Origin of the sequence: Thioalkalivibrio sp. ALD1, from assembly GCF_000381245.1 — a bacterium.
In the GTDB taxonomy this organism is placed as follows: Bacteria; Pseudomonadota; Gammaproteobacteria; order Ectothiorhodospirales; family Ectothiorhodospiraceae; genus Thioalkalivibrio.
The window spans coordinates 115,251-137,087 of the sequence record NZ_KB906243.1 but is presented as its reverse complement, the minus strand read 5'-3'; the positions used below and the strand labels follow the sequence as shown (position 1 = coordinate 137,087).

General features: G+C 66.6%; 18 protein-coding genes. 10 read left to right on the top strand and 8 right to left on the bottom strand.

Annotation, left to right across the window (positions count from 1 at the left end):
* Positions 1–180 precede the first annotated feature (180 nt).
* The 10 genes from F623_RS0107940 (at position 181) to pmbA (ending at position 13,270) form a co-directional block, all read left to right on the top strand.
* The gene (locus tag F623_RS0107940) at positions 181–1,140 is read left to right on the top strand and encodes a LysR family transcriptional regulator (RefSeq protein WP_019572168.1); all 960 of its coding nucleotides are present in this window, start codon (positions 181–183) and stop codon (positions 1,138–1,140) included.
* On the top strand, positions 1,137–1,880 hold the full coding sequence (locus F623_RS0107935; RefSeq protein ID WP_018861988.1) for a type 1 glutamine amidotransferase: 744 nt from the start codon (positions 1,137–1,139) through the stop codon (positions 1,878–1,880). Before F623_RS0107940 ends, F623_RS0107935 begins: the two co-directional genes overlap by 4 nt.
* A 14-nt stretch (positions 1,881–1,894) precedes the next feature.
* Positions 1,895–2,371, top strand: coding sequence for a hypothetical protein (locus F623_RS0107930; protein ID WP_026279368.1), 477 nt, complete (start codon positions 1,895–1,897; stop codon positions 2,369–2,371).
* Positions 2,368–3,486 carry an AI-2E family transporter gene (locus F623_RS0107925; protein ID WP_018861986.1) on the top strand — a complete coding sequence of 373 codons (1,119 nt, stop codon included), beginning with the start codon at positions 2,368–2,370 and terminating at the stop codon, positions 3,484–3,486. The genes F623_RS0107930 and F623_RS0107925 overlap by 4 nt, the downstream gene beginning before the upstream one ends.
* An 81-nt stretch (positions 3,487–3,567) precedes the next feature.
* Positions 3,568–5,070, top strand: coding sequence for a ribonuclease G (gene rng / locus F623_RS0107920; protein ID WP_018861985.1), 1,503 nt, complete (start codon positions 3,568–3,570; stop codon positions 5,068–5,070).
* Between the two features lie 138 nt (positions 5,071–5,208).
* Positions 5,209–9,111 (top strand): YhdP family protein, encoded by a 3,903-nt coding sequence (locus tag F623_RS0107915; RefSeq protein WP_026278726.1) that lies wholly within the window; start codon positions 5,209–5,211, stop codon positions 9,109–9,111.
* Positions 9,112–9,122: 11 nt separating this feature from the next.
* A complete protein-coding gene (locus F623_RS0107910) occupies positions 9,123–9,953 on the top strand; it encodes a carbon-nitrogen hydrolase family protein (protein WP_026278725.1) in 831 nt (276 codons plus the stop codon).
* Positions 9,954–10,068: 115 nt separating this feature from the next.
* Positions 10,069–11,511 (top strand): metalloprotease TldD, encoded by a 1,443-nt coding sequence (tldD, locus tag F623_RS0107905; RefSeq protein ID WP_018861982.1) that lies wholly within the window; start codon positions 10,069–10,071, stop codon positions 11,509–11,511.
* Between the two features lie 35 nt (positions 11,512–11,546).
* Positions 11,547–11,810 carry a hypothetical protein gene (locus F623_RS0107900; RefSeq protein ID WP_018861981.1) on the top strand — a complete coding sequence of 88 codons (264 nt, stop codon included), beginning with the start codon at positions 11,547–11,549 and terminating at the stop codon, positions 11,808–11,810.
* Positions 11,811–11,896: 86 nt separating this feature from the next.
* Positions 11,897–13,270, top strand: a complete 1,374-nt coding sequence (gene pmbA, locus F623_RS0107895) for a metalloprotease PmbA (protein ID WP_018861980.1) — start codon at positions 11,897–11,899, stop codon at positions 13,268–13,270.
* A gap of 4 nt (positions 13,271–13,274) precedes the next feature.
* On the opposite strand, the gene F623_RS0107890 is transcribed toward pmbA, so the two are convergent.
* Genes F623_RS0107890 through F623_RS0107855 form a run of 8 tightly spaced genes read right to left on the bottom strand, consistent with a single transcriptional unit; the run spans position 13,275 to position 21,721 of the window.
* Complete coding sequence (locus tag F623_RS0107890; RefSeq protein WP_018861979.1) at positions 13,275–14,102, bottom strand: symmetrical bis(5'-nucleosyl)-tetraphosphatase; 828 nt, start codon at positions 14,100–14,102, stop codon at positions 13,275–13,277.
* Between the two features lie 9 nt (positions 14,103–14,111).
* Positions 14,112–14,504: a Co2+/Mg2+ efflux protein ApaG gene (gene apaG, locus F623_RS0107885; protein WP_018861978.1), complete on the bottom strand. Its 393-nt coding sequence runs from the start codon at positions 14,502–14,504 to the stop codon at positions 14,112–14,114.
* A gap of 34 nt (positions 14,505–14,538) precedes the next feature.
* Complete coding sequence (locus F623_RS0107880; RefSeq protein ID WP_018861977.1) at positions 14,539–15,516, bottom strand: ROK family protein; 978 nt, start codon at positions 15,514–15,516, stop codon at positions 14,539–14,541.
* A gap of 40 nt (positions 15,517–15,556) precedes the next feature.
* Positions 15,557–16,348: a 16S rRNA (adenine(1518)-N(6)/adenine(1519)-N(6))-dimethyltransferase RsmA gene (gene rsmA, locus F623_RS0107875; protein WP_018861976.1), complete on the bottom strand. Its 792-nt coding sequence runs from the start codon at positions 16,346–16,348 to the stop codon at positions 15,557–15,559.
* Complete coding sequence (gene pdxA / locus F623_RS0107870) at positions 16,341–17,405, bottom strand: 4-hydroxythreonine-4-phosphate dehydrogenase PdxA (RefSeq protein WP_018861975.1); 1,065 nt, start codon at positions 17,403–17,405, stop codon at positions 16,341–16,343. Before pdxA ends, rsmA begins: the two co-directional genes overlap by 8 nt.
* Positions 17,371–18,798 (bottom strand): peptidylprolyl isomerase, encoded by a 1,428-nt coding sequence (locus tag F623_RS0107865; protein ID WP_018868418.1) that lies wholly within the window; start codon positions 18,796–18,798, stop codon positions 17,371–17,373. Before F623_RS0107865 ends, pdxA begins: the two co-directional genes overlap by 35 nt.
* Positions 18,782–21,037: an LPS-assembly protein LptD gene (locus F623_RS0107860; protein WP_026278724.1), complete on the bottom strand. Its 2,256-nt coding sequence runs from the start codon at positions 21,035–21,037 to the stop codon at positions 18,782–18,784. Before F623_RS0107860 ends, F623_RS0107865 begins: the two co-directional genes overlap by 17 nt.
* 36 nt (positions 21,038–21,073) lie before the next feature.
* Positions 21,074–21,721, bottom strand: coding sequence for an adenylate kinase (locus tag F623_RS0107855; protein WP_018861972.1), 648 nt, complete (start codon positions 21,719–21,721; stop codon positions 21,074–21,076).
* Positions 21,722–21,837 lie beyond the last annotated feature (116 nt).

The window sequence follows — 21,837 nt, the reverse complement described above, 5'->3', positions numbered from 1 at the left end:
AGACTCATTCTAGTAGCTTTACGCATTCTTGCTACCAGCACCTGCCGTTTTGCTGCCAGCCTTGAGCGGAAAGTGCGTCCGTCAAGCGTCACCGAGCGGTTGGGTCCGGCCTTCGCCCGGCTGTCACGCTTGCTGGCGGCTTGGTAGCATGCCAGGGGGTACGGGGTTGCGGAGTGGTGCATGGCCGATCGACGTTTGCAGGTCTTTCTAACGGTAGCGCGTTTGCTGTCCTTCACGCGGGCGGCCGAGGTCCTGCACATGACCCAGCCGGCGGTCACCTTCCAGGTGCGCCAGCTGGAGGAACAGCTGGAGACGCGGCTGTTCGACCGCAACCACAACCGGGTGACCCTGACCGAGGCCGGGCGCCTGGTGCAGCGTTATGCCGAGCGTATCTTCGATACCTATGGCGAGCTGGAGGCCGCACTGCGCGAACTCAAGGGCGCGGACGGCGGGGCGATCGTGATCGGCGCGAGCATGACGGTGGCCGAATACATGCTGCCGGCTCTGCTCGGGGCCTTCCGGCGCGCGCACCCGGATATCGGCATCCGCCTGCGTGTCGGGAACACCGAAAATGTCGTCGCGATGGTCGAGGAGGGCAGTGTCGATCTGGGCATTGTCGAGGCGCCGGTGAGCCATCGGACCCTGCTGGTGCAGCCCTGCACGGTGGATCAGTTGCGGCTGATCGTGCCCCCGGAACATGCGCTGGCCGGGCGCAAGAGCGTGCGGGTCGCGGAGTTCGTCGAGCAGCCATTCATATGCCGCGAGGAGGGTTCCGGGACCCGCGAGGTTATCATGGAGTACCTTGGGCGGTCCGGTTACGACCGCAACACCCTGCGCGGGTGCATGGAACTGGGCAGCCCGGAGGCCATCAAGGGCGCCGTGGCGGCGGGCATGGGCGTGTCGGTGCTGTCCGAGGCCGCGGTTGCCAAGGAACTGGCGCTGGGCGAGCTGGCGGCCATCCCGCTGGACCCGCCGCTGGAGCGCCCAATCTCGCTGGTGCATGCACGCCAGCAGTTCCGCGTACCGACGCTGGAGGTGTTGATGCAGTTCCTGCGCGGCTACTGCACGGGCCTGGGGCCCGGCGTGGCCGAGGGTGAAACCGCGAATACCAAACCCAAGCGAATAGAAGACGCGACATGAAGAATTACTGCGTAGTGCAGCACAGTTACTCCGAGTTTCTCGGCCTGATCGAGTCACAGCTCGAGAAGCGCGATATCGGCTTTTCCTACTACCGGCCCTTTGTCGGCCAGGACCTCCCCGGGTCGGCGGCCCAGTTTGATGGCCTGTGGTTGCTGGGGGGCGCCTGGCCGACCGCGGACCACGAGGAGAACCCGCAGGTCCCCGACGAGCTGGCCCTGATCGATATCTTCCGCCGTTCGCAGCGCCCGGTCGTCGGGCTGGGCATGGGCGGATTGCTGGTGGCCGAGCAGGCCGGCGGGACCGCGTATGAGGACCCGATGTACCGAGCCCGTTTCGTGACCGCGCACAAGACCGCGGCCGGCGAGGGCGACGATCTGGCCGAGGCCCTGGACGGACGCCGTGTGCTGCAGCTGGTCAACGGCCGCGTGGATCTCCCGGAGGGGGTGGAACCGGTTCTGGTGGACGACGATGGTGACTGGCTGGCGATCCGGCCGGACAAGCTGACCTATGGGTTGCTGTTCCGGCCGGAAATGAAGCCGGGCATGCTGGAAGACATCATCATGGAGGCCAAGCACAACCCGCCGCCGAACATGGGCGAGTTGCTGGGCGAGGCGCGCATGGAGTGGGGCGAAATGCAGAAGGTCACCGAGGACGTGATCGTCGCCCTGGTCAAGGAACTTGGCTTGATGCAGGAGCGTCGCAAGATGCCCGTGTTCAGCCTGAACATCGAGAACGACTAGCGATGCTCCCGCCGATGGGCAATCCGGGTGGACTGGGCGGGGGCGATGTCGCCTCTGCCCTGGCCGCCCGTGGCAAGAAGAAAAAGGACGACCCGGCGCGGGAGTTGGCCGAGATCGCGGCGCGCCTGTCGCCCGAGGATCAGGACAGCCTGCTGAAATTCGCGCGCTTTCTTGAGCAGCAGTCGCCGGCCCCGACGCCGGAACCGGTGCCCGATCCTGCGCCGATCCCGCGCCCGGAGAGCGAATCGGTGATCAAGGCCATGCGGCGGCTGTCGGCGACCTACCACATGCTGGATCGTTCCAGGCTGCTCAACGAGACCTCGGCGCTGATGGCCCAGCATGTAATGCAGGGGCGTCCCGCGGTGGAGGTGATTGACGAGCTGGAGGTCGTGTTCCAGGCCCACTACGAAAAGGTGGTGGCCGAAGACCCGACGCGCCAGGGCGGGTCCGCCGAGGCGAGCACGGACGCGGAGGGGGACGGGCCTCGATGATCGACGTCCTGCGCGAGTGGTATCGCCGACACTTCACCGATCCCCAGGTGGTGATCCTGGCCTTCCTGCTGCTGGCGGGGTTCCTGATCATTATCTTTGCCGGGCGCATTCTCGCCCCGCTTCTGGCCTCACTGATCATCGCCTACCTGCTGGAGGGGGCGGTGCAGAAGCTGATACGTCTGCATATTCCGCGCCTGCTGGCCGTGACGATCGTGCTGATCGCGTTCCTGGCGCTGACGGTGGCCGCGCTGTTCAGCGTCGTGCCGTTGATGTCGGCCCAGGTGACGCAACTGGTACGCGAACTGCCGGGCATGATCCGCGAGGGTCAGGCCCTGCTCCTGCAGTTGCCCGAGCGCTATCCGCAGCTGATCACCGACGAGCAGGTGCGCGACCTGATGGGCGCCATTCAGGCCGAGGCCACCATGCTCGGACAACGCGTGGTCTCGTTCTCGCTGGCCGGTGCCCGGCATCTGGTGGATGTCGTGATCTACCTGATCGTGGTGCCGCTGATGGTGTTCTTCATGCTGAAGGACCGCGACCTGATTCTCGACTGGGTGCGCAGCTTCATGCCGCGCGACTCGCACCTGGCCAGCCAGGTGTGGCGCGAGGTCAACGTGAAGATCGCCAGCTATGTGCGCGGCAAGTTCATCGAGATCCTGATTGTCTGGGCCGTGAGCTTTCTGACCTTCAACTGGTTCGGCCTGGAATACGCCGTGCTGCTGTCGTTCATGGTTGGCATCTCGGTGATCATCCCGTACATCGGTGCGGCCGTGGTGACCATTCCGGTCGCCGCGGTGGCCTACTTCCAATTCGGGCTGTCCAGCGAGTTTGCATGGCTGCTGATCGCCTACGGGGTGATCCAGTTCCTGGACGGCAATGTACTCGTGCCACTGCTGTTCTCTGAGGTGGTCAATCTGCATCCGGTCGCAATCATCGCGGCAGTGTTCGTGTTCGGGGGTATCTGGGGGCTTTGGGGCGTGTTCTTTGCGATCCCGCTGGCGACCCTGGTGCACGCGGTGATCAAGTCCTGGCCGCGCACCGACAAGCTCGATACGAGGCCCGAGGCCGAGCCACCGACTGCGACGGCCGAACCCACCGAAGCCGCACCGAAGTAGCCCTGCCAGCCCGGCGTTCCGCGTTCGCGCGGGAGTCTGGCTCGGCTTGCACATTCACAACAACAAGAAGAAAAACCCAGCATGACCGGTACCGAAATCCTGATGAACGTGACCCCCCAGGAAAGCCGCGTGGCCCTGGTCGAGAATGGCGTTCTGACCGAACTGCATCTGGAACGAGCCCGTCGGCGCGGGATCGTCGGCAACATCTACAAGGGCCGTGTTGTGCGCGTGCTGCCGGGTATGGACGCGGCGTTCGTGGACATTGGCCTTGAGCGTACGGCCTTTCTGCACGCCTCGGACGTGGCCCCGGTGGAGCGCGAAGAGCTCGATGGCAATGGACAGGGCAACGGGAACGGAAACGGGTCCGGCCGTGCGGAGACCATCCGCGAGCTGCTGCGCGAGGGCCAGGATGTGCTGGTTCAGGTGATCAAGGACCCGCTGGGCTCCAAGGGCGCCCGGCTGACGACCTACATCACCGTGCCGTCGCGCCACCTCGTGCTGATGCCGAATCAGAGCAATGTGGGTGTGTCCACGCGTATCGAAGATGACGGTTCGCGCAGCCGCCTGCGCGAGAAGGTGGAGGCCCTGCGCGACGAGATCGCCCCGCAGCACGGGTTTATCGTGCGCACCGCGGCGGAGCTGGTGGATGACGAGGCGCTGGAAAACGACACCGCCTTTCTCAAGAAGGTCTGGGACAGCATCCAGATCGCGGCTTCCGAGGCTGGCGCCGGAGAGGAGGTTTACGCTGACCTGCCGCTGGTGCTGCGCATCCTGCGCGACATGGTCGGGGTGGAGATCGAGCGCATCCGCATCGACTCGCGCGAGACCTACCAGAAGGTGTGCGAGTTCGTCGCACAGTACCTGCCGGAGCTGGTTGGGCGGATCGAGCACTACCCCGGCGAGCGTCCGATCTTCGATTTGTTCAATGTCGAGGAAGAGATCCAGCGGGCTCTGGAGCGCAAGGTCGAACTGAAGTCCGGGGGCTACCTGATCTTCGATCAGACCGAGGCGATGACCACGGTGGATATCAACACTGGCGGCTTCGTTGGCCATCGCAAGCTCGAAGAGACGATCTTCAAGACCAATCTCGAGGCGGCCCAGTCGATCGGGCGCCAGCTGCGTCTGCGCAATCTCGGCGGGATCATCATCATCGATTTCATCGACATGCAGGACGACGAGCACAAGCGTCAGGTGATCCGTGCGCTGGAGAAGGCGCTGGAGCGCGATCACGTAAAGACGCAGATCTGCGATGTCTCGCCGCTGGGGCTGGTCGAGATGACGCGCAAGCGCACACGCGAGAGCCTGGAACACCAGCTGTGCGAGCCGTGTCCAACTTGTGCGGGGCGCGGCTATCTGAAGTCGGCCGAGACCGTTTGCTACGAGCTGTTTCGCGAGATCCTGCGCGAAGTACGACAGTACGACGCGCGCGAACTGCGCGTGCTCGCCTCGCAGAACGTGATCGACCTGCTACTGGACGAGGAATCGGCCAGTCTGGCGGAGCTGCAGAGCTTTGTCGGTATCCCGATCCGTTTCCAGGTGGAGACGCTATATACCCAGGAGCAGTTCGACGTGGTTTTCGTCTAGTCAGGGAAACGCTGGGTAAACGATCGCCCAGCCAGGTACGGAGGAGGATACGGACGGCGTGACATCGATGCGCGGGCCCAGACAACGCGGGGGTCCCGGCACACCGGGCCGGCAGGGTTGCGACTGGCCGGGGCTGAAATGAGAGTTCTGTCACACTCAGTCCGGATTGTTCTAGGCGTGCTCCTGCTGCTGGTCGCACTGGCCGCGCTCGCTGTGCTGGCCCTGCGCCTGACCGTGGCCCACTGGGACGGGCTTGATTATTGGGTGGAGTCAACGGCCAGCGAGCAACTGGGCTATCCCGTACGCACGGACGAGATCGATCTGGGCTGGTCCGGCTGGTCCCCGGCGCTGGTCGCGCGGGGGGTGAGCGTCGACCTGTCTGGCGAGGAGCCGCTACACCTCGAACGCCTGCGTCTGTCACTGAGTGCCGGCGCATCACTTCGCAGCCGCTATCCTTCAATGCAGGTCGAGGTCGCCGGCACCGAGGTCCGGGTCGTCCGCGAGGCCGATGGTGCGATTCACGTACACGGGTACGAGGTTGGCCTGGGCGATGGTGCCTTGCTGGAGATCCCGGTGGAGCGCTGGCCGGATCTCGAGGCCAGTGAGGTGCGTATCACATGGGAGGACCGCGGGGCGGGCCTGGAGTCAGTCCTGGATGTGCGGCGTCTGGCCGTACGGTCGGATGCCCGGGGTCGGCTGCGACTGTTCCTCGATGGCGCTATGCAGGGCGCGGCCGATGGGGACTTCATCCTGGGGGTGGAGGTTCCCGATGCGACCATGCGCGACGGGCGTTTCTTCCTCGACACCGAACCGGTGGCACTGGGGGCCTGGTCTCCCTGGCTGGTGCGCCTGGGCTGGGAGCCGCCTCCCGGCACGACTGCGCTGCGTCTTTGGGGCGAGATTGACGATGGCCGTGTGGTCGCGCTGCGCGGCGAACACGACACCCAGCTGGACGGAGCCGGGGGCGAGCCGGGGGGCGCCTTTGGTCATCGTTTCGACTGGCGGGTGCGCGGCGCCGCCCACGAATCCAACTGGACCGCCACCCGTCCGGGTTCGGGTGACGTGCGTCTGCGCTACACCCTCAAGGGGGAACCCGACGCCCTGATTGTCGACGAACTGGAACTCGCGGCGCGAGATCTGGAAGTGGAACCGTATGCACCCCTGCTGTTCCTGGTGGAACAGCGGGCCCCCGAACTGGCTGACCCGCTGCGCGAGGTGCGGCCGCGGGGTCGGCTCGCTGATGCCTGGGTGCGGGCACGTCACGACGGGGAGCGCCTGGAGCCGGATGAGGGGCGGGCGGAATTGCGCGATATGCAATGGCATTCGGGTAACTACGGACCCGGTGTGCAGGGGGTCGACGGGGAGCTGGCCTGGCGCGAAGGGGGGCTGGAGCTCGATCTCGACAGCCGCAATGTGCGCTTCGAAATGCCGGCGTTGTTCGACGACCCTCTGTGGATCGAGACGGTGCGCGGACGGCTGCGTGCCGAGCGCAACGAGGCCGGTGACTGGCGTATTGCTGGAGAGGGCCTCGATGTCGCCAACGAACACGCAGCGGCGCGGGGCCGCATGCGGTTGTTGTTTGACGGGCACGAGTCGGGTCCGCGTGTGGACCTGGCGCTGGATATCCTGCGTGCCGATGGTGACTACACCCAGCGTTATCTGCCGGTCCACCTGTTACCGTCCAATACCTACCAGTGGCTGGCCGAGAGCATCCAGACCGGGGTCTCCAGCGGGGGCGGCATGGTCTATCGGGGCCGAGGCCGTGACTTTCCGTTTACCGATCAGGAGGGGGTGTTCGATCTGTGGGCGGACATCGAGGAAGGTCTGCTTGACTATGAGCCCGGCTGGCCGGTGGCGGAGGATTTGCGTGGGAGGTTGCTGTTCCACAATGCAAGTTTCCGTGCGACCGATGTCTCCGGACGCATCCTCGACACGGCTGTCCACGGGACGGAAGTGCGGATCGACGACATGATGGACAACCCGGTCCTGGAGATCGAAGGCACGGCCGACGGCACCGCACAGGACCTCATGCTGTATCTGCGTCAGGCCGGGCTGATGGAGGATGCCGCCGAGATTCGCGATGCCGCCACACTGGAGGGGGCTACGCGCCTGGCCTTGGGTATTACCCTGCCGCTTGACGAGGACCGCCTGCAGGACGTCCGTGTACAGGGACGGCTGGATTTGTTGAGCACGCGGGCCGAGGTGGCCGACTGGCCGACCGGGTTCGAGGCCGTGGAAGGTTCGGTGCATTTTGATACCCACGACCGGGTATGGGCTGACGACGTGCAGGCGCGCGTCCATGGGGAGTGGATCAACCTCAGTGCCGACTGGCCGTTGAATGGCGAGGAGGCCAGTATCCGGGCGTATGGTCCCCAGCCGCTGGAACCGTGGCTGGAGGAAATACCCACTCTGCAGCCCTACCTGGACGGGCACGCGACCTGGGACGTGACCCTGCGGCTGGGGGATGCGATCGATGGTGTGCGCCTTGATTTGAGTTCGGATCTGGTCGGAGTCGGGATCGACTGGCCCAGTCCCATCGGCAAATCCCCTGATGAGCGGCGTCCGCTGGAGGTGACGCTCCCGTTCGGTCACAGCCGAGCGGGCATCGGGCATGTCCGGCTGGGCGAGACATTGCGGGCCCACCTGCGCCTGAGCCCAACCCAGGCGCCGGACGATCCGGCCGCGAGGGGAGTGGATCCGCACACCGCCGCTGCGGGCATGGCGGTGCAGGCCATGGCGCTGGAGATCGGGATCCCGGAGGCAACGCTGCTCCCGCTCCCCGGCGAGGGACTGTCGGTGCGGGCGCGGTTGCCGGAGCTGGAGGTTCAGCCCTGGCTGGAGGCTCTGGCCGAGGCACCCTGGGCGCGAGACGTGGACCTGGGCGATGTGGAAGCCGCGGATGGCAATGGCGGGCTCGGCCTGCAACGAATCGAGCTGGACGTGCGCGATCGTATCCGCTGGGGCGAGTGGGAGATCCCGGGGACGCGTCTTCAGGGGCAGCGTCGTGATGATGGCTGGGACCTGGAGGCCCGGTCTTCCTGGCTGGCGGGCAGTGCTGCCTGGCGGTCGTCGGCTGATGGGCGTGACCGCTGGCAGGCGCGTCTGCGTCACCTGGTGCTCGAAGACATGGATTTCGACGGCGAGCCGCAGACGGACACCACCGTGCAGGCCGTAGAGGAAGGGGGGCTGGACGATCCGCGGGAGTGGCCGGGGGTGGACCTGATCCTCGACCGGCTGCAAGTGGGGGAGTACCGCCTGGCCGATGTGCACCTGGCGCTGGAACCGGTGGACCAGGGCCTGCGGGTGGACAGCCTGCGGGCCCGTGGGCCGGATGGAGATCTGCAGGCGACAGCCAGCGGCCATTGGCATGTGCTTGCCGACGGACGCCCCGATACGCGTCTGGATGTCCGCTTGTCGGGGGGTGACTGGGGCGGGGCCCTGGAGTCGGCCCGGTTTTCCCGCGCACTGGTGGGTGGCGAGGGCGAGGGTCGACTGGACCTGTCCTGGGCTGGCCCGCTGTATGCACCGCGCCTGGCGTTACTGGCCGGCACGATGGAACTGGAACTGGAAGATGGCCGTCTGGCGGATGTGGAGCCGGGAGCGGGGCGCCTGCTGGGGCTGGTGAGTCTGGATGTGCTGCCCCGGCGTCTGCGTCTCGATTTCCGTGACGTGTTCACGGAAGGGCTTTCGTTCGACCGGCTGGACGCGACGGCGACGCTGCAAGATGGCAATCTGCACGTCCCCGACATGGAGATGCGGGGCCCGTCCGCGCGCGTGCGTCTGAGTGGCCGCACCGGTTTGATCGCACGGGATTATGACCACCATATCGTGGTCGTCCCGAGCCTGCGTACGGCATTGCCGATCGTCGGAGCCCTGGTCGGCGGTCCGGTAACCGGGGTGGTGGTACTGTTGGCGGAACGAGTGCTGGGAATTGGGGATCAAATCGAAGAGGCGGCTCGCGTGGAATATCGCGTGACCGGTCCGTGGGACGACCCGGAGGTGCAGACCCTGGTTCAGCCCGCCACTGACAACGACGACTAGCGGATGTACCGATGACACAGGTAGCGGCAATACAGATGGCCTCCGGGCCCCAGCCCCAGGCAAATCTGCTGGAGGCCAAGCGTCTGCTGCAGGAGGCCGCGGACAAGGGGGCGTGCCTGGCGGTGCTGCCGGAGAATTTCGCGTTCATGGGGATGCAGGAGCCGGACATCCTGGGCATCGCCGAGGTGGCGGACGGGGCAGGGCCCCTGCAAGCCTTTCTCGCCGAGCAGGCGCGCCGCCTGGGATTGTGGATTGTCGGCGGGACCGTGCCTCTGCAAACCGAAGGAGGCCAGCGCGTACGTTCCGCCTGCCTGGTGTTCGACGACCAGGGTCAGCAGGTGACGCGCTACGACAAGATTCACCTGTTTGATGTGCAACTGCCAGACAGCAGCGAGGCCTACACCGAATCGAAGGTGTTCGAGCGTGGCGAACAGGTGGTCGTCGTGGATACCCCGGTGGGGCGTATGGGGCTCGCGATTTGCTATGACCTGCGCTTCCCGGAGCTGTTTCGGGCCCTGCTCGATCAGGGCGCTGACTGGGTTGCGCTGCCGGCGGCGTTTACCGCGCAGACCGGCCAGGCCCACTGGGATGTCCTGCTGCGTGCACGCGCAATCGAAAACCAGTATTACATGCTCTCGGCGGCCCAGGGCGGGTTTCACGTGAATGGTCGCGAGACCCATGGGCACAGCGCACTGGTCGACCCCTGGGGGCGGGTTGTGAATCAGCTACAGCGCAACCCGGGTGTGCTGCTGGCCGATCTGGATCATGCCCAGGTCGAACGTATCCGCACGGTATTTCCGACCATCGATCACCGGCGTCTGGCTTGCCCGGGGACCGTTTAGTACGTCTGTCCGGGCAGGCACGACTGCCTGGCATAACCGCGTGGCGCACGGGCTTGAAAGCCCGGCGTGGACCCCAAGCTCCATACTGAACGTCTTCCCGAACCACGAGGATTCCATGATCGACAGCCTTGCCCAACAAACCCTGCTCGACCCGGCCGGCCTGGGTGACCACGAGCTGACCACCCTGCTCGGTACCACCTTCGGCCGCGGTGTGGACGGGGGCGACTGCTACTTCCAGTTTGCCTGCCAGGAGGGCTGGTCGCTGGAGGACGGCATCGTCAAGTCGGCCAGCTTCAACATCGAGCGCGGGGTGGGCATTCGCGTGGTGCGCGGCGAACAGACGGGTTTCGCCTATTCCGACGACATCGCGATGCCGGCACTGCTGGATGCGGCCCGGACCGCGCGCAGCATCGCCGATGCGGGCCAGAGCGGACGGATCGCGGTCGCGAGCCGCGCGCCCTCGCGTCCGGCGCTGTACGCCCCGGAGAATCCGATGGACTCGCTGGACGAGCAGTCCAAGATCGATCTGCTAAAGGAAGTGGACGCCGCGGCGCGCGCTGCCGACCCGCGCGTGACCCAGGTGATGTGTTCCCTGTCCGGGGTACACGAGGTGGTCCTTGTGCTGAATGCCCGCGGCGAACTGACTACCGATGTGCGCCCGCTGGTCCGCCTGAGCGTTCAGGTGATCGCCCAGCAGGGCGATCGCCGCGAGTCCGGCACCTCCGGGGGCGGCGGCCGCTTCGGTTACCGCTACTTCCTCGAGAACGACCGCGCGGCCGGCTATGCCCGCGAGGCGGTGCGTCAGGCCCTGGTGAATCTGGAGGCGCGTGACGCACCGGCCGGTACGATGAAGGTTGTGCTGGGCCCCGGCTGGCCCGGTGTGCTGCTGCACGAGGCGATTGGCCACGGCCTGGAGGGCGATTTCAACCGCAAGGGGACCTCGGCCTTCTCTGGGCGCATCGGCGAGCAGGTGGCTGCAAAGGGCATCACCATCGTCGACGACGGCACCCTGGAAGGGCGCCGCGGTTCGCTGAACGTGGACGACGAGGGCACCGCGACGCAGCAGACCGTACTGATCGAGGACGGCACCCTGCGCGGCTACATGCAGGACGAAATGAACGCACGGCTGACGGGCGTCCAGTCGACCGGCAACGGCCGGCGCGAGTCCTACGCCCACCTGCCGATGCCGCGCATGACCAACACCTACATGCTGGGCGGCGAGGCCGACCCGGAGGAGATCCTCGCCTCGGTGGAGGACGGCCTGTATGCGGTCAACTTCGGCGGCGGGCAGGTGGATATCACCTCCGGCAAGTTTGTCTTCTCCGCTTCCGAGGCCTATCGCGTCGAGAAGGGCAAGGTGACCTACCCGGTCAAGGGCGCGACCCTGATCGGCAACGGCCCGGACGTGCTGACCCGCGTCTCGATGGTGGGCAACGACATGCGCCTGGACCCCGGAGTGGGGACCTGTGGCAAGGAAGGACAAGGCGTGCCGGTGGGAGTGGGGCAGCCCACCCTGCGTATCGACGGCATGACCGTGGGTGGCACCCAGGCCGCCTGAAGGCCGGGTGCCCGAGCAGCGACAAGGAGGCTTAGATGAAGCTGGATTTTCTGGATCAGGAACATTCCCTGCCCGAGGGACATGGCCACGACAAGATCGTGCAGTGGCATGTCTTCCGCGACCGCGAACGGGCCGAGCATTTCGCCGATCACGTCGAGCTGGGTGCGGGCCAGGAACTGGTCGGTGGCTGGACCCGTGACAGCGTTGGCAAGCTCTACTGGGTCGGCGTGCACGTCGAGGACCTGGAACGCTGGGGTAACGTTGGCGCCGTACACAAGCACACGGGCCGCCCCTCCTGAAGCCCCGCGGGGCTTTACGCACCACGGCGGGCCGGGATGCACCCGGCTCGCCGATACTGTTGATCTGATTGCAAACGGACGTCTGTATGAGCACATCCCCCGAACGCATGGCGCCGGATCGCGAGATCCAGGCCCTGTCCCATTCCGCCGACTCCCTGCAGGATCGCGTCCAGCGGACTCTGGACGCGGCCCGCGCGCAGGGGGCTTCGGGTGTGCAGGCGGTGGTCAGCCACAGCGTCGGGCTGGAGCTCTCCGTGCGCAAGGGCGAGATCGAGACGCTGGAGTACGAACGCGATCAGAGCCTGTCGCTGATTGCCTACTTCGGCCAGTCGAAGGGGGCCGCCTCGACCACTGATTTCAGCGAGCAGGCCTTGCTGGATACGGTCGAGGCCGCCTGCCGCATCGCGCGCTACACCGAGCCGGACCCCCATGCCGGGATGCCCGATCCCGCGCTCAAGGCCGGGGAGTGGGATGACCTGGACCTCGATCACCCCTGGGACTGCGATGCGGAGCAGGCGACCGAACTCGCGCGCGCGATCGAGGCCGCGGGCTTTGCCGCCGATTCGCGGATCGAGAACTCCGAGGGTGCGAGTGTCAGTACCCGCCGGGCGATCGCCTTTCTCGGCGACTCGCAGGGCTTCATGAGCGGGTATCGCAGCACGCGTCACGCGATGTCCTGTGCCCTGGTGGCGCGCGACGACGCCGGCATGCAGCGTGACTATGCCTACACCGTGGCCCGCCACTCGGCGGACCTCGACGCCTGCGAGGCCATCGGGCGTCAGGCCGCCGAGCGTACCGTCCGGCGTCTGGGCGGGCGCAAGCTCTCCACGCGCAGCTGCCCGGTGCTGTTTGTCCCGGAGATGGCGCGCACGCTGATCGGCAGCTTTACCCGCGCGATCTCCGGCCCCGCACAGTATCGCCACAGCTCGTTCCTGCTGAATGCGGTCGGGGAGCCCGTATTCCCCGACTGGATGCAGATCGAGGAACGCCCGCTGACGCCGCGCGCGCTTGGCAGCGCTCCGTTCGACGGCGAGGGCGTGCGTACGCGCAACCGCCCCCTGGTGGCCGATGGCGTACTGCAGAGCTATACCCTGGACAGCTATGCCGCCCGGCGCCTGGGGCTGGAGAGCACCGGTAACGCAGGCGGCGCGCGTAACGTGACCGTCAAGCCGGGCGAGCGGGACTTTGCCGCCTTGCTGGCCAAGATGGACACGGGCTTTCTGGTGACCGAACTGATCGGCCAGGGCGTAAACGCGGTAACTGGTGACTACTCGCGCGGCGCCGCCGGCTTCTGGGTGGAGAATGGCGAGATTCAGTACCCGGTGGAAGAGATCACCATCGCCGGCAATCTGAAAGACATCTACCAGCGCATCGTCGCGGTGGGGACCGATGTGGACCGCCGGGGCAACATCCACACCGGTTCTATCCTGGTCGAGTCGATGACCGTCGCCGGCGACTGACTCCCTAACCGCAAGCCGCCTGCCAGATTGGTACCTGATAGGGGTCGCGGGTCTGGTCAAGGCGCGCGATCGTCATCGTCCTGCCCCAGACGCAGCCACTGTCCAGTGACAGCCAGTCGGCTCCCCGGCGGTGGCCGAGGGCGGCCCAGTGACCGAACACAAGGGGCGAACCGTGACTCGGGCGTCGCGGCCAGGCAAACCACGGTATCAGTGTCTCCGGGGCGTCTTCCGGTGGCCCGTTGCCCGCGAATTCCAGACCGCCATCGGGCATCAGATAGCGCATGCGGGTAAAGGAGTTGATCGTGTAACGAAGGCGATCATACCCGGCTAGCTCCGGGTCCCAATGGGCGGGCTCGTCGCCATACATCACTTCGAACAGGGCGTGGCGTCGCGCGTCATCGCGCAGTTCGGCCTCCACCCGCCGGGCCTCGGTCTGCGCGGTCTCGAGATCCCAGCCCGGCGGGATGCCGGCGTGCACCAGGGTCCAGCCAGTGTCGGAATCCGTGTGCAGCAGGGGGCGCTGTGTCAGCCACTCCAGGAGTTCGGCGGCATCCGGGGCATCCAGCACGGGTTGCAGGGTGTCCTTGTTCCCGGGCGTGCGCACGCCCTCGGCAGTGGCCAGCAGGTGCAGGTCGTGATTGCCGAGCACGGCCGTTGCAGCATCGCCCAGGGCGCGTACGTAGTGCAGGCAGCCAAGCGAGTCCGGTCCCCGGTTGACCAGGTCGCCCACCAGCCACAGGTGATCCGTGGCGGGGTCAAAACGAACCTGCTCCAGCAGGCGTTCCAGCGGATCCAGGCAGCCCTGGAGGTCACCGACGGCGTAAAGGGCCATGGGGCCGGCCTAGTGAAGCGTGCGGGGTACGGAGAGCGTGAAGGGCGGGATCGGAGCCTCGAAGGTGTTGCCGCGTTCGTCCTGCATGCCGTAGCTGCCCTCCATGGTGCCGACGGGTGTCTCGATCACCGTGCCGCTGGTGTATTCGAAGCTGTCGCCGGGCTCGATGCGCGGCTGTTCGCCCACCACGCCTTCGCCGCGCACTTCCTGCGTCTGGTCGCGGCCATCGCGGATGATCCAGTGGCGGTTCAGCAGTTGCACGGTCAGCGCGCCGGAGTTGCGGATCGTGATGTGATAGGCGAACACGTAGCGGTCGTCATCGGGTTCCGACTGGTCCTCGACGTAGGCCGTGGCGACCTCGATCTCGATTGCGTGCTCTTCGGTTGTGTGGGGCGAATTCATTCGTTTGCGGCTCCTTGTGGGGGAAACACTGAGATCAGTGTTTCCCCTGCCGCCAGGCGCTGACGGCAGCGCCCAGCAGGCCGGGTTCAGGGTGCATGATAAGGGACACAGGCAGACGCTCAAGCAAGTGGGTCATCGGTGGGCGATTATGCAGGGCCCGCAGAAACGTCGTGTCCTGGAAGTAATCGGCCCAGCGCGGGGCGATTCCGCCGGCCAGGTACAACCCGCCGGTGGGCAGCGCGGTAAGGGCCATATCGGCCAGTTGTCCCGCATAGATCGTCACGAAACGCTGGACGACGGCGAGGGCCGCCGCGCGGCCGTCATCGGCCAGATCACTGATTGCGGCGGCCGGGTCGGCCGCGGTCAAGGCCCGTGCCAGCGCGCCATCGTCCCGGCGTGTCAGCTCGAAGCGTGCGATGCGCGCAATGCCGCGGCCGCTGAGCAGGTGTTCGCGGGTGCAAAGCCCTTCCTCGGCGCTAACGAACGCCGCGAGCGCCGCCTCTTCTGCATCGGCGGGTGAAAAGCGCGCGTGACCTCCTTCTCCGGGATGAATGGCAGGCTGCCGGGGCGGGCCGACCAGGCAGGTCCCTAGACCCGTGCCGGCCCCCACCACCAGGCGCATTCCGTCTGCATCGGCTGTCGCGTTCTGGAGGGTGATTCGGTCTCCCGGTTCCAGGGCATCCAGGCAGGCGCCGACCGCGGCGAAATCGTTGATCAGGGCTACGGGTATGTCCAGGGTCTGTTCGAGGGCACGCGCATCCAGTTCGGGCCAGTCGAGGTTGGTCGCGCGGGCCCGACTCCCCTGCACGGGGCCGGCGAGGGCCAGGCCGGCGGCCGCCAGAGGCTCGCGCGGAGCGACCTCGGCTCGCCAGGCCTCGAGGATGTGACCAAGGTCCGGAAAGTCACGGCTGGGATAGCGGTGGATATCATGCAGCGACCAGTGCGTGCCGTTGTGGCGGGCGCGTGCGACCCGGGTGCGGGTCCCTCCGATGTCGGCCACGATGAAGTCCATGGGCCCATCATAGCGGATCACGGTCCGCTGGCGTGGCAGATCAGTTTGGAGCGATCAGTCGCGCCAGGCCCGCGAAGCCGTGGACATCCACGGTTTCCGGGCGGGCACCCGGGTCGAGTTGTGCGGCCTCGATGGTGGAGGTGTCTGCCAGCCCGGACAGTCCTCGTCGAAGCGTCTTGCGGCGGTTGGAGAAGGCCTGGTTGACGACCTTTGCAAACACCGGGTATAGCGCGTTGTCCACCAGCGGCGCCTCCAGTGGCGTGATGCGTACGATCGCGGAGTGGACCTTCGGCGGCGGGTGGAAGGCGCCGGGAGGGACTCCAAACAGGGACTGGGCCTGGGCGCGTGCTGCGAGCATGACCGTCAGTCGGCCATAGGTCTTGCTGCCAGGAGCGGCGGTCATGCGTTCGACCACCTCGCGCTGCAGCAGGAAATGCATGTCGCGGATGGCATCCATCTGATCGAGCAGATGGAACAGCAGGGGGGTCGAGATGTTGTAGGGCAGGTTGCCCACGACGCGCCAGCCACCCTGTGGTGTCGGGCCGAGGCTTTGCAGGTCCAGATCCAGGGCATCGCCCACATGGAGATCCAGGCGCTCCGGGGCAAATGCGGCCTGCAGGCCGGCCGCCAGGTCACGGTCGATCTCCACCGCGACCAGACGGTCCAAACGCTCCAGCAGGGCCCCTGTCAGGGCCCCACGGCCGGGGCCGATCTCGAGCACCGGGTCGTCGGGGTGCGGGGCGATCGCTCCGACGATGCGCGCGAGCACGGCCTGGTCATGCAGGAAGTTCTGGCCGAACCGCTTGCGGATCGGCGGCAGCGCGCTACCCATGGGCGTGTGCGGCCTGTTCCTGCAATCGATGGCGGGCGAGTTCGCGCGCCAGGCTCTCGGCCGCGAGGAAGCTGCCAACCTCGGCGCGACCACTGCCGGCCAGGTCGAGGGCCGTGCCGTGATCGACCGAGGTGCGGACAAAGGGCAGCCCGAGGGTCACGTTGACGGCATGTCCGAAACCCGCATGTTTGAGCACCGGGAGCCCCTGGTCGTGATACATCGCCAGTACCGCGTCGACCTCGGCAAGTGCGCGCGGTGTGAATGCAGTGTCGGCGGGCAGTGGCCCGCGCAGGTCCAGGCCTTCGCCCCGCAGACGGTCAAGCGTCGGGGTGATGACCTCGATCTCCTCGTGACCCAACACACCGTCTTCGCCGGCGTGGGGGTTCAGCCCGCACACGCCAATGCGCGGCTGCTCGATCCCGAAATCCTCGACCAGGTCGTGGTGGAGTACCTGGGTGACCGCCTCGATCCGCTCCGGCGTGATCGCATCGGGGACATCGCGCAGGGACAGGTGCGTGGTTACCAGCGCGACCCTCAGGGATTCGGTGGCCAGCATCATCACGGGCATTGGCGCGCCGGCGCGTTCGGCCAGCCACTCGGTATGCCCACTGAAGGGGATGCCCGCGCGGTTGATCACGCCTTTGTGCACCGGACCGGTGACCATCGCATCGAAGGTGCCATCGAGACAGCCATCGGCGGCGGCGGCAAGCATCGCCAGCACGCCCTCGGCGTGCCGGGGGTCGAGGATGCCGGTCTGCACCGGGCCGCCTGCCGGGACCGCGACGATTTCCAGGGTGCCGCGCGCCGTGGCAGAGCGCGGTCGTTCGGGGTCGAAGGGGGTCAAGTGGATCGGCTGGCCCAGTTGCTGCGCCCGTTGCTCGAGCAGATCCGGGTCGCCAATGGCAACGCGCTGGGCGCCACCGCCAGGCTCGTGGGCCAGGGCAATCAGCAGATCCGGCCCGATCCCGGCCGGCTCGCCGGCGGTCAGTGCCAGACGCGGGATTACATCCGGCGCCCGGGCGTCAGGAGTCGAAGCCGTCAACGCGGTACTCGACATAGGCCTCGTCGCGCAGACGCCGCATCCACAGCTCGATCTCTTCCTCGCGCTTGCGGTTTTGCAGGATCTCGCGGGCACGGGCACGGATCTGCTCGCGCGAGGTATCGACCTCGCGGTGGTCGAGGACCTCGATGATGTGCCAGCCAAACTGGCTCTCCACCGGCTCGCTGATCTCGCCCGGTTGCAGGGCGTTCATCGCCTCCTCGAACTCGGGCACCAGCTCGCCGGGGCTGATCCAGCCGAGCTGGCCGCCCTGGGCGGCGGAGCCGGGGTCGTCGGAGTTCGCGCGTGCCAGTGCCTCGAAGTCACTGCCCTCGCGGATGCGGTTGTACAGCGATTCAGCCTGGCGGCGGGCCTCTTCTGCGGTACGGACCTGGTCCGGGCTGATCAGGATATGGCGTACCTGCGTCTGACGGACGCGGGTCTGGTCACCCCCTTCGCGGTCGACGAGCTTCATGATGTGGAAGCCGTTTGGCGAGCGCAGCACGTCGCTGATCTCGCCGGTCCGCATCAGCGCGATTTCACGGGCAAATACGGAGGGGATCTCGCCGGCCGTACGCCAGCCGAGGTCGCCGCCCTCCAGGGCATCCGGCGCGTCGGATTCGGCGATTGCCACGCTGGCGAAATCGTCGCCCTCGCGGACCCGCTGGCGCAGTTCGCGGGCCTTTTCGCGGGCGGTGGCGATCTGGCTGGAGTCCGCACCGCGCGGCAGCGAGACCTGGATGTGCGCGATACGATAGCGCACGCCGCGGTCAATGGCGCCGCTTTCCGAGGCGATCAGATCCGCGATTTCCTGATCGCTGACGCGAATCTGGTTGTCGACCTGGCGGCGCTGCAACTGGTTGACCGTCAGCTCGTTGCGGATCTGCTCACGGAAGGCGTTGAAGTCGACACCGTCCTGCAGCAGGGCCTGGCGCAGCTGCGGCAGGGTCATGCGGTTCTCGCGCGCGATGTTCTCCATCGCCCGGTTCAGGGTCATCTCGTCGATGTTGATACCGACCCGCTCGGCCTCCTGCAGTTGAACGCGTTCGACGATCAGGCGCTCCATGACCTGCCGGGCGAGGGTGTCGCGATCCGGCGGGCGGGTTCCGCGCTCCATCATCTGCTGGGCGACCAGGTTCATGCGCTCGACCAGTTCGCGCTGGGTCACCACGTCGTCGCCGACCACCACCAGGATGCGGTCGGTGAACTGATCCCCCTCCGGTGGCGTGATGGGCGCGGCGGGCGCGCCGGCCTCGGAGGCGGCACCCGGGGTCACCGGGGCCTCGACGGCGTCCTCGGGCTGTTCGCCGCCGGGGACCTGCGCCTGCGCAGACAGGCCGAGGCCCATGAGCACGGCGCCCAGTAGCGGGAGCCAGAAGGCTCGGCGGTGTTGGTCAGGGGAGTGCGTCATATCCGGCTATACCCTCGCTCAAAAGCGAATCCACGCCGGAGTCGAAGCGTCCGAGTCCGTCCAGCGTGAGTTGGAAATAAATCGAGTTGTCGTAGGTCTCGTCGAAGTCGTAGGCGCGGCGGGCGACCACTCGGATGCCATAGCAGCAACTACGATACTGAAGGCCGGCCAGAAGTTCGAGATCACGCTCCTCCTGCAGGCTGTAATTCCAGCGCCCGATCGCATCAATACGAGGGGTGACCGGCCAAAGCACCGAGACATCAGTTTGGTCGATGGAACGGTCGCCAGCCTCGCGCTGACGATATCCCAGGTTGATGCGGGCGCGCGCGCCCGGGCTGTAGCTGACCGACAGCGCTGTGAGGGTGGTCTCGCCTTCGTCCTGGTTGTACAGGATGGAGCCACGACCGCTCCAGGCATCGCCGATGTGTACGCGGCCCTCCACGGCGAGATCGGAGCGGGACTCGGTCAACGGGTCGCCCTGCGGGTCGCGGCGGACCTCGCGGTCCTCGAAGTAACGGATCTGGCCCGCCGACAGACTCATCCGTTCCTGGCCGGTCTGCTCGTCGAAGATGCGGGTGGTCAGCGCGGTGGTCAGCTGGTGGGTATCCCCGACCCGGTCGGCGCCGACGAAGCGGTCCAGACTGAACAGGTTGTCGAAGCTGAAGTCCGCCTCGCCGGTGTCGAAGACCGGGATATCGGTCTGGTCGACGAACGGGACATAGCCATAGAAGATGCGGGGCTCCAGGGTCTGCAAACGACGTCCGTTCTGGATTGGACGCTCGAAGACCAGCCCGGTGTCGATCGAGGCCCGGGGGACGGTGCGGCTGATCGATTCGGGACCAGGTTCGCCCCGGCGGTCCAGCTCGTAGTGCGTATAGCGCACGCCGGCGCGGGGCTCGAAGAAGAAGCCGCCGGTATCGTAGCGCCAGGAGGCCGTAGGGTTCAGGTCGAAACGTGTCCCCAGGGGCTCCAGCGAGTCCCCCTCGCTGCGCTCGAAGCGTACCAGCTCGGTGTCCAGGTCCCAGGCCAGCCCGCGGCCCAGATACTCGCCTGCCTCCAGGGTGATCTGCGGCAGTCGCTGGTAGGGTTCGCGCTGGGCGCGCAATTCGGGATCGACGATCTGGTAGTCCTCGATCCGGGTGCGCAGACGGTAGGCCGGTTGGCTATAGGTCAGATCGGCTCGGCGGCGCAGATAGGGGGTGCTACCGGAGTAGCGGTCCGCGCCACCGAAGTCGCGGAAATACTCGCTGTCGGAGGCATCGGCGGCGTCCAGCCGAAAGCGCAGGTCCGAGGTCAGCCGGCTCTGGTGAAACCACTGTACGTAGTGCCGGTCGTCGCCGAACTCACGGTCGCTCGGCAGGTATCGAATATCGGCTACGCCCTCGTGGCGGGGCTGCAGGTAGCGAAACTCGGTGCCGAGCTTGACCCCGCGATCCGACATCACCCGCGGCGTGAAGGTGGCGTCGTAGTTCGGCGCAATGTTCCAGTACCAGGGTGTGCTGATATCGACCCCGTGGCGTGAGCTGACCCCGGCGCTGGGCAGCAGGAAGCCGCTCTGGCGGCGGTCGTCCAGCGGGAAGTGGATATACGGCGTGTAGGCGATGGGCACGCCCTTGAAATCGATGCGTGCGTTGCGGGCAACGCCGATCCCGCGTTCGCGGTCCAGCTCCAGATCACGCGTGCGCAGCCACCAGCTGTCGTTGTCGATCGGGCAGGTGGTGTATTCGGCGTCCTCGAATTCGTGCAGGTGCGGCGCGAGCTGGATGCCCACCCCGGCGCTGCCGCGCGCGGGCACGGACTGCACCAGATAGTCGATGCGCCGGAATTCGCCGGTTTCCTCGTCCAGCCGGTATTCGCCGCCGTCGGTGTGCAGCAGCAGGTCACCGTCGAACATGCGGGTGTCACCCTCGGTGCGGGCCAGTCCCGTCGCGCGGTCATACTCCAGGAACTCGGTATCCAGGCGCCGGCCTTTTTCATAGAGCTGGACGTTGCCCCACGCGCTGATATGTTCGCCGTCGCGTCGAACATGATCGGCGTCGATCTCGGTGATCTCGGCCGCGAGCTCGCGGCGCTCGGGCCACTCCATGTCGGGCGCGAACTCGCAGCCAGGAGGACGTTCCAGCCGTTCGAATTCGGCCTGTGCTGTCATGGCGATGGCACCAATCGCCAACACAATCACGGCCCGCGCGGTTGCCCGGCGGTACAGCGGGTTTGCAGGGCCGGCAGGCGGGGGCATGATGTGGATTCAGCCTGGGTAAACACTGATCATTCTGGATCAGTGTTTACCCAGCAACTGGCGGATTTCGTCAAAGATCAACGCGATGTCGCGGGTGCCATTCACGTGCCTGAGCAGATCGCGACGCGAGTAGTATTCGATCAGCGGCTGAGTCTGTTCCTCGTAGACCTTCAGGCGGTTGACGACCGTTTTCTCGGTGTCATCGGCACGGTGTACGAGTTCGCCGCCGCATAGATCGCACACGCCTTCCTGCTTGGGGGGAAAGGTACGGGTGTTGAACACGGCCCCGCAGTCGCCGCAGGAGACACGGCCCGTCAGGCGCTGTTTCAACTCCTCGAAGGGCACGTCGATCTGGATGGCCTGGTCCAGCGGCGCGCCGAGATCCTCGAGCATGGTGTCCAGCGCCTCGGCCTGGGCCACGTTGCGCGGGAAGCCGTCGAGGATGAAGCCCTCTTGCGCGTCGGGTTCTTGCAGCCGGTCGTGGATCAGCCCCAGGACCAGATCGTCTGGTACCAGCTGGCCAGCGTCCATCGCGCTTTCGACCTGCCTGCCCAGCTCGGTCCGGGCGGCGATCGCGGCGCGCAGCAGGTCGCCGGTGGAGATCTGGGGGATGCCGAAGGTGGCGACCATCTTCTTGGCCTGGGTACCCTTGCCGCACCCCGGCGCGCCCATCAGGACGATACGCATGACTGACTCCTGCTCCCCGGTGCATCGCCGAACCGCAGCACAAGCCGGTTGCGGGACGGCACGGTGAATGGCCATCGAAGAAGATTTGCGCAGACCCTGCACAAACCGTTTCCCGA

Excerpts from the sequence above, each read along its gene's own strand:
- F623_RS0107940 (WP_019572168.1), top strand. The coding sequence starts at position 181 with ATGGCCGATCGACGTTTGCAGGTCTTTCTAACGGTAGCGCGTTTGCTG.
- F623_RS0107935 (WP_018861988.1), top strand. The coding sequence starts at position 1,137 with ATGAAGAATTACTGCGTAGTGCAGCACAGTTACTCCGAGTTTCTCGGC.
- F623_RS0107930 (WP_026279368.1), top strand. The coding sequence starts at position 1,895 with ATGGGCAATCCGGGTGGACTGGGCGGGGGCGATGTCGCCTCTGCCCTG.
- F623_RS0107925 (WP_018861986.1), top strand. The coding sequence starts at position 2,368 with ATGATCGACGTCCTGCGCGAGTGGTATCGCCGACACTTCACCGATCCC.
- rng (WP_018861985.1), top strand. The coding sequence starts at position 3,568 with ATGACCGGTACCGAAATCCTGATGAACGTGACCCCCCAGGAAAGCCGC.
- F623_RS0107915 (WP_026278726.1), top strand. The coding sequence starts at position 5,209 with ATGAGAGTTCTGTCACACTCAGTCCGGATTGTTCTAGGCGTGCTCCTG.
- F623_RS0107910 (WP_026278725.1), top strand. The coding sequence starts at position 9,123 with ATGACACAGGTAGCGGCAATACAGATGGCCTCCGGGCCCCAGCCCCAG.
- tldD (WP_018861982.1), top strand. The coding sequence starts at position 10,069 with ATGATCGACAGCCTTGCCCAACAAACCCTGCTCGACCCGGCCGGCCTG.
- F623_RS0107900 (WP_018861981.1), top strand. The coding sequence starts at position 11,547 with ATGAAGCTGGATTTTCTGGATCAGGAACATTCCCTGCCCGAGGGACAT.
- pmbA (WP_018861980.1), top strand. The coding sequence starts at position 11,897 with ATGAGCACATCCCCCGAACGCATGGCGCCGGATCGCGAGATCCAGGCC.
- F623_RS0107890 (WP_018861979.1), bottom strand. The coding sequence starts at position 14,102 with ATGGCCCTTTACGCCGTCGGTGACCTCCAGGGCTGCCTGGATCCGCTG.
- apaG (WP_018861978.1), bottom strand. The coding sequence starts at position 14,504 with ATGAATTCGCCCCACACAACCGAAGAGCACGCAATCGAGATCGAGGTC.
- F623_RS0107880 (WP_018861977.1), bottom strand. The coding sequence starts at position 15,516 with ATGGACTTCATCGTGGCCGACATCGGAGGGACCCGCACCCGGGTCGCA.
- rsmA (WP_018861976.1), bottom strand. The coding sequence starts at position 16,348 with ATGGGTAGCGCGCTGCCGCCGATCCGCAAGCGGTTCGGCCAGAACTTC.
- pdxA (WP_018861975.1), bottom strand. The coding sequence starts at position 17,405 with ATGTCGAGTACCGCGTTGACGGCTTCGACTCCTGACGCCCGGGCGCCG.
- F623_RS0107865 (WP_018868418.1), bottom strand. The coding sequence starts at position 18,798 with ATGACGCACTCCCCTGACCAACACCGCCGAGCCTTCTGGCTCCCGCTA.
- F623_RS0107855 (WP_018861972.1), bottom strand. The coding sequence starts at position 21,721 with ATGCGTATCGTCCTGATGGGCGCGCCGGGGTGCGGCAAGGGTACCCAG.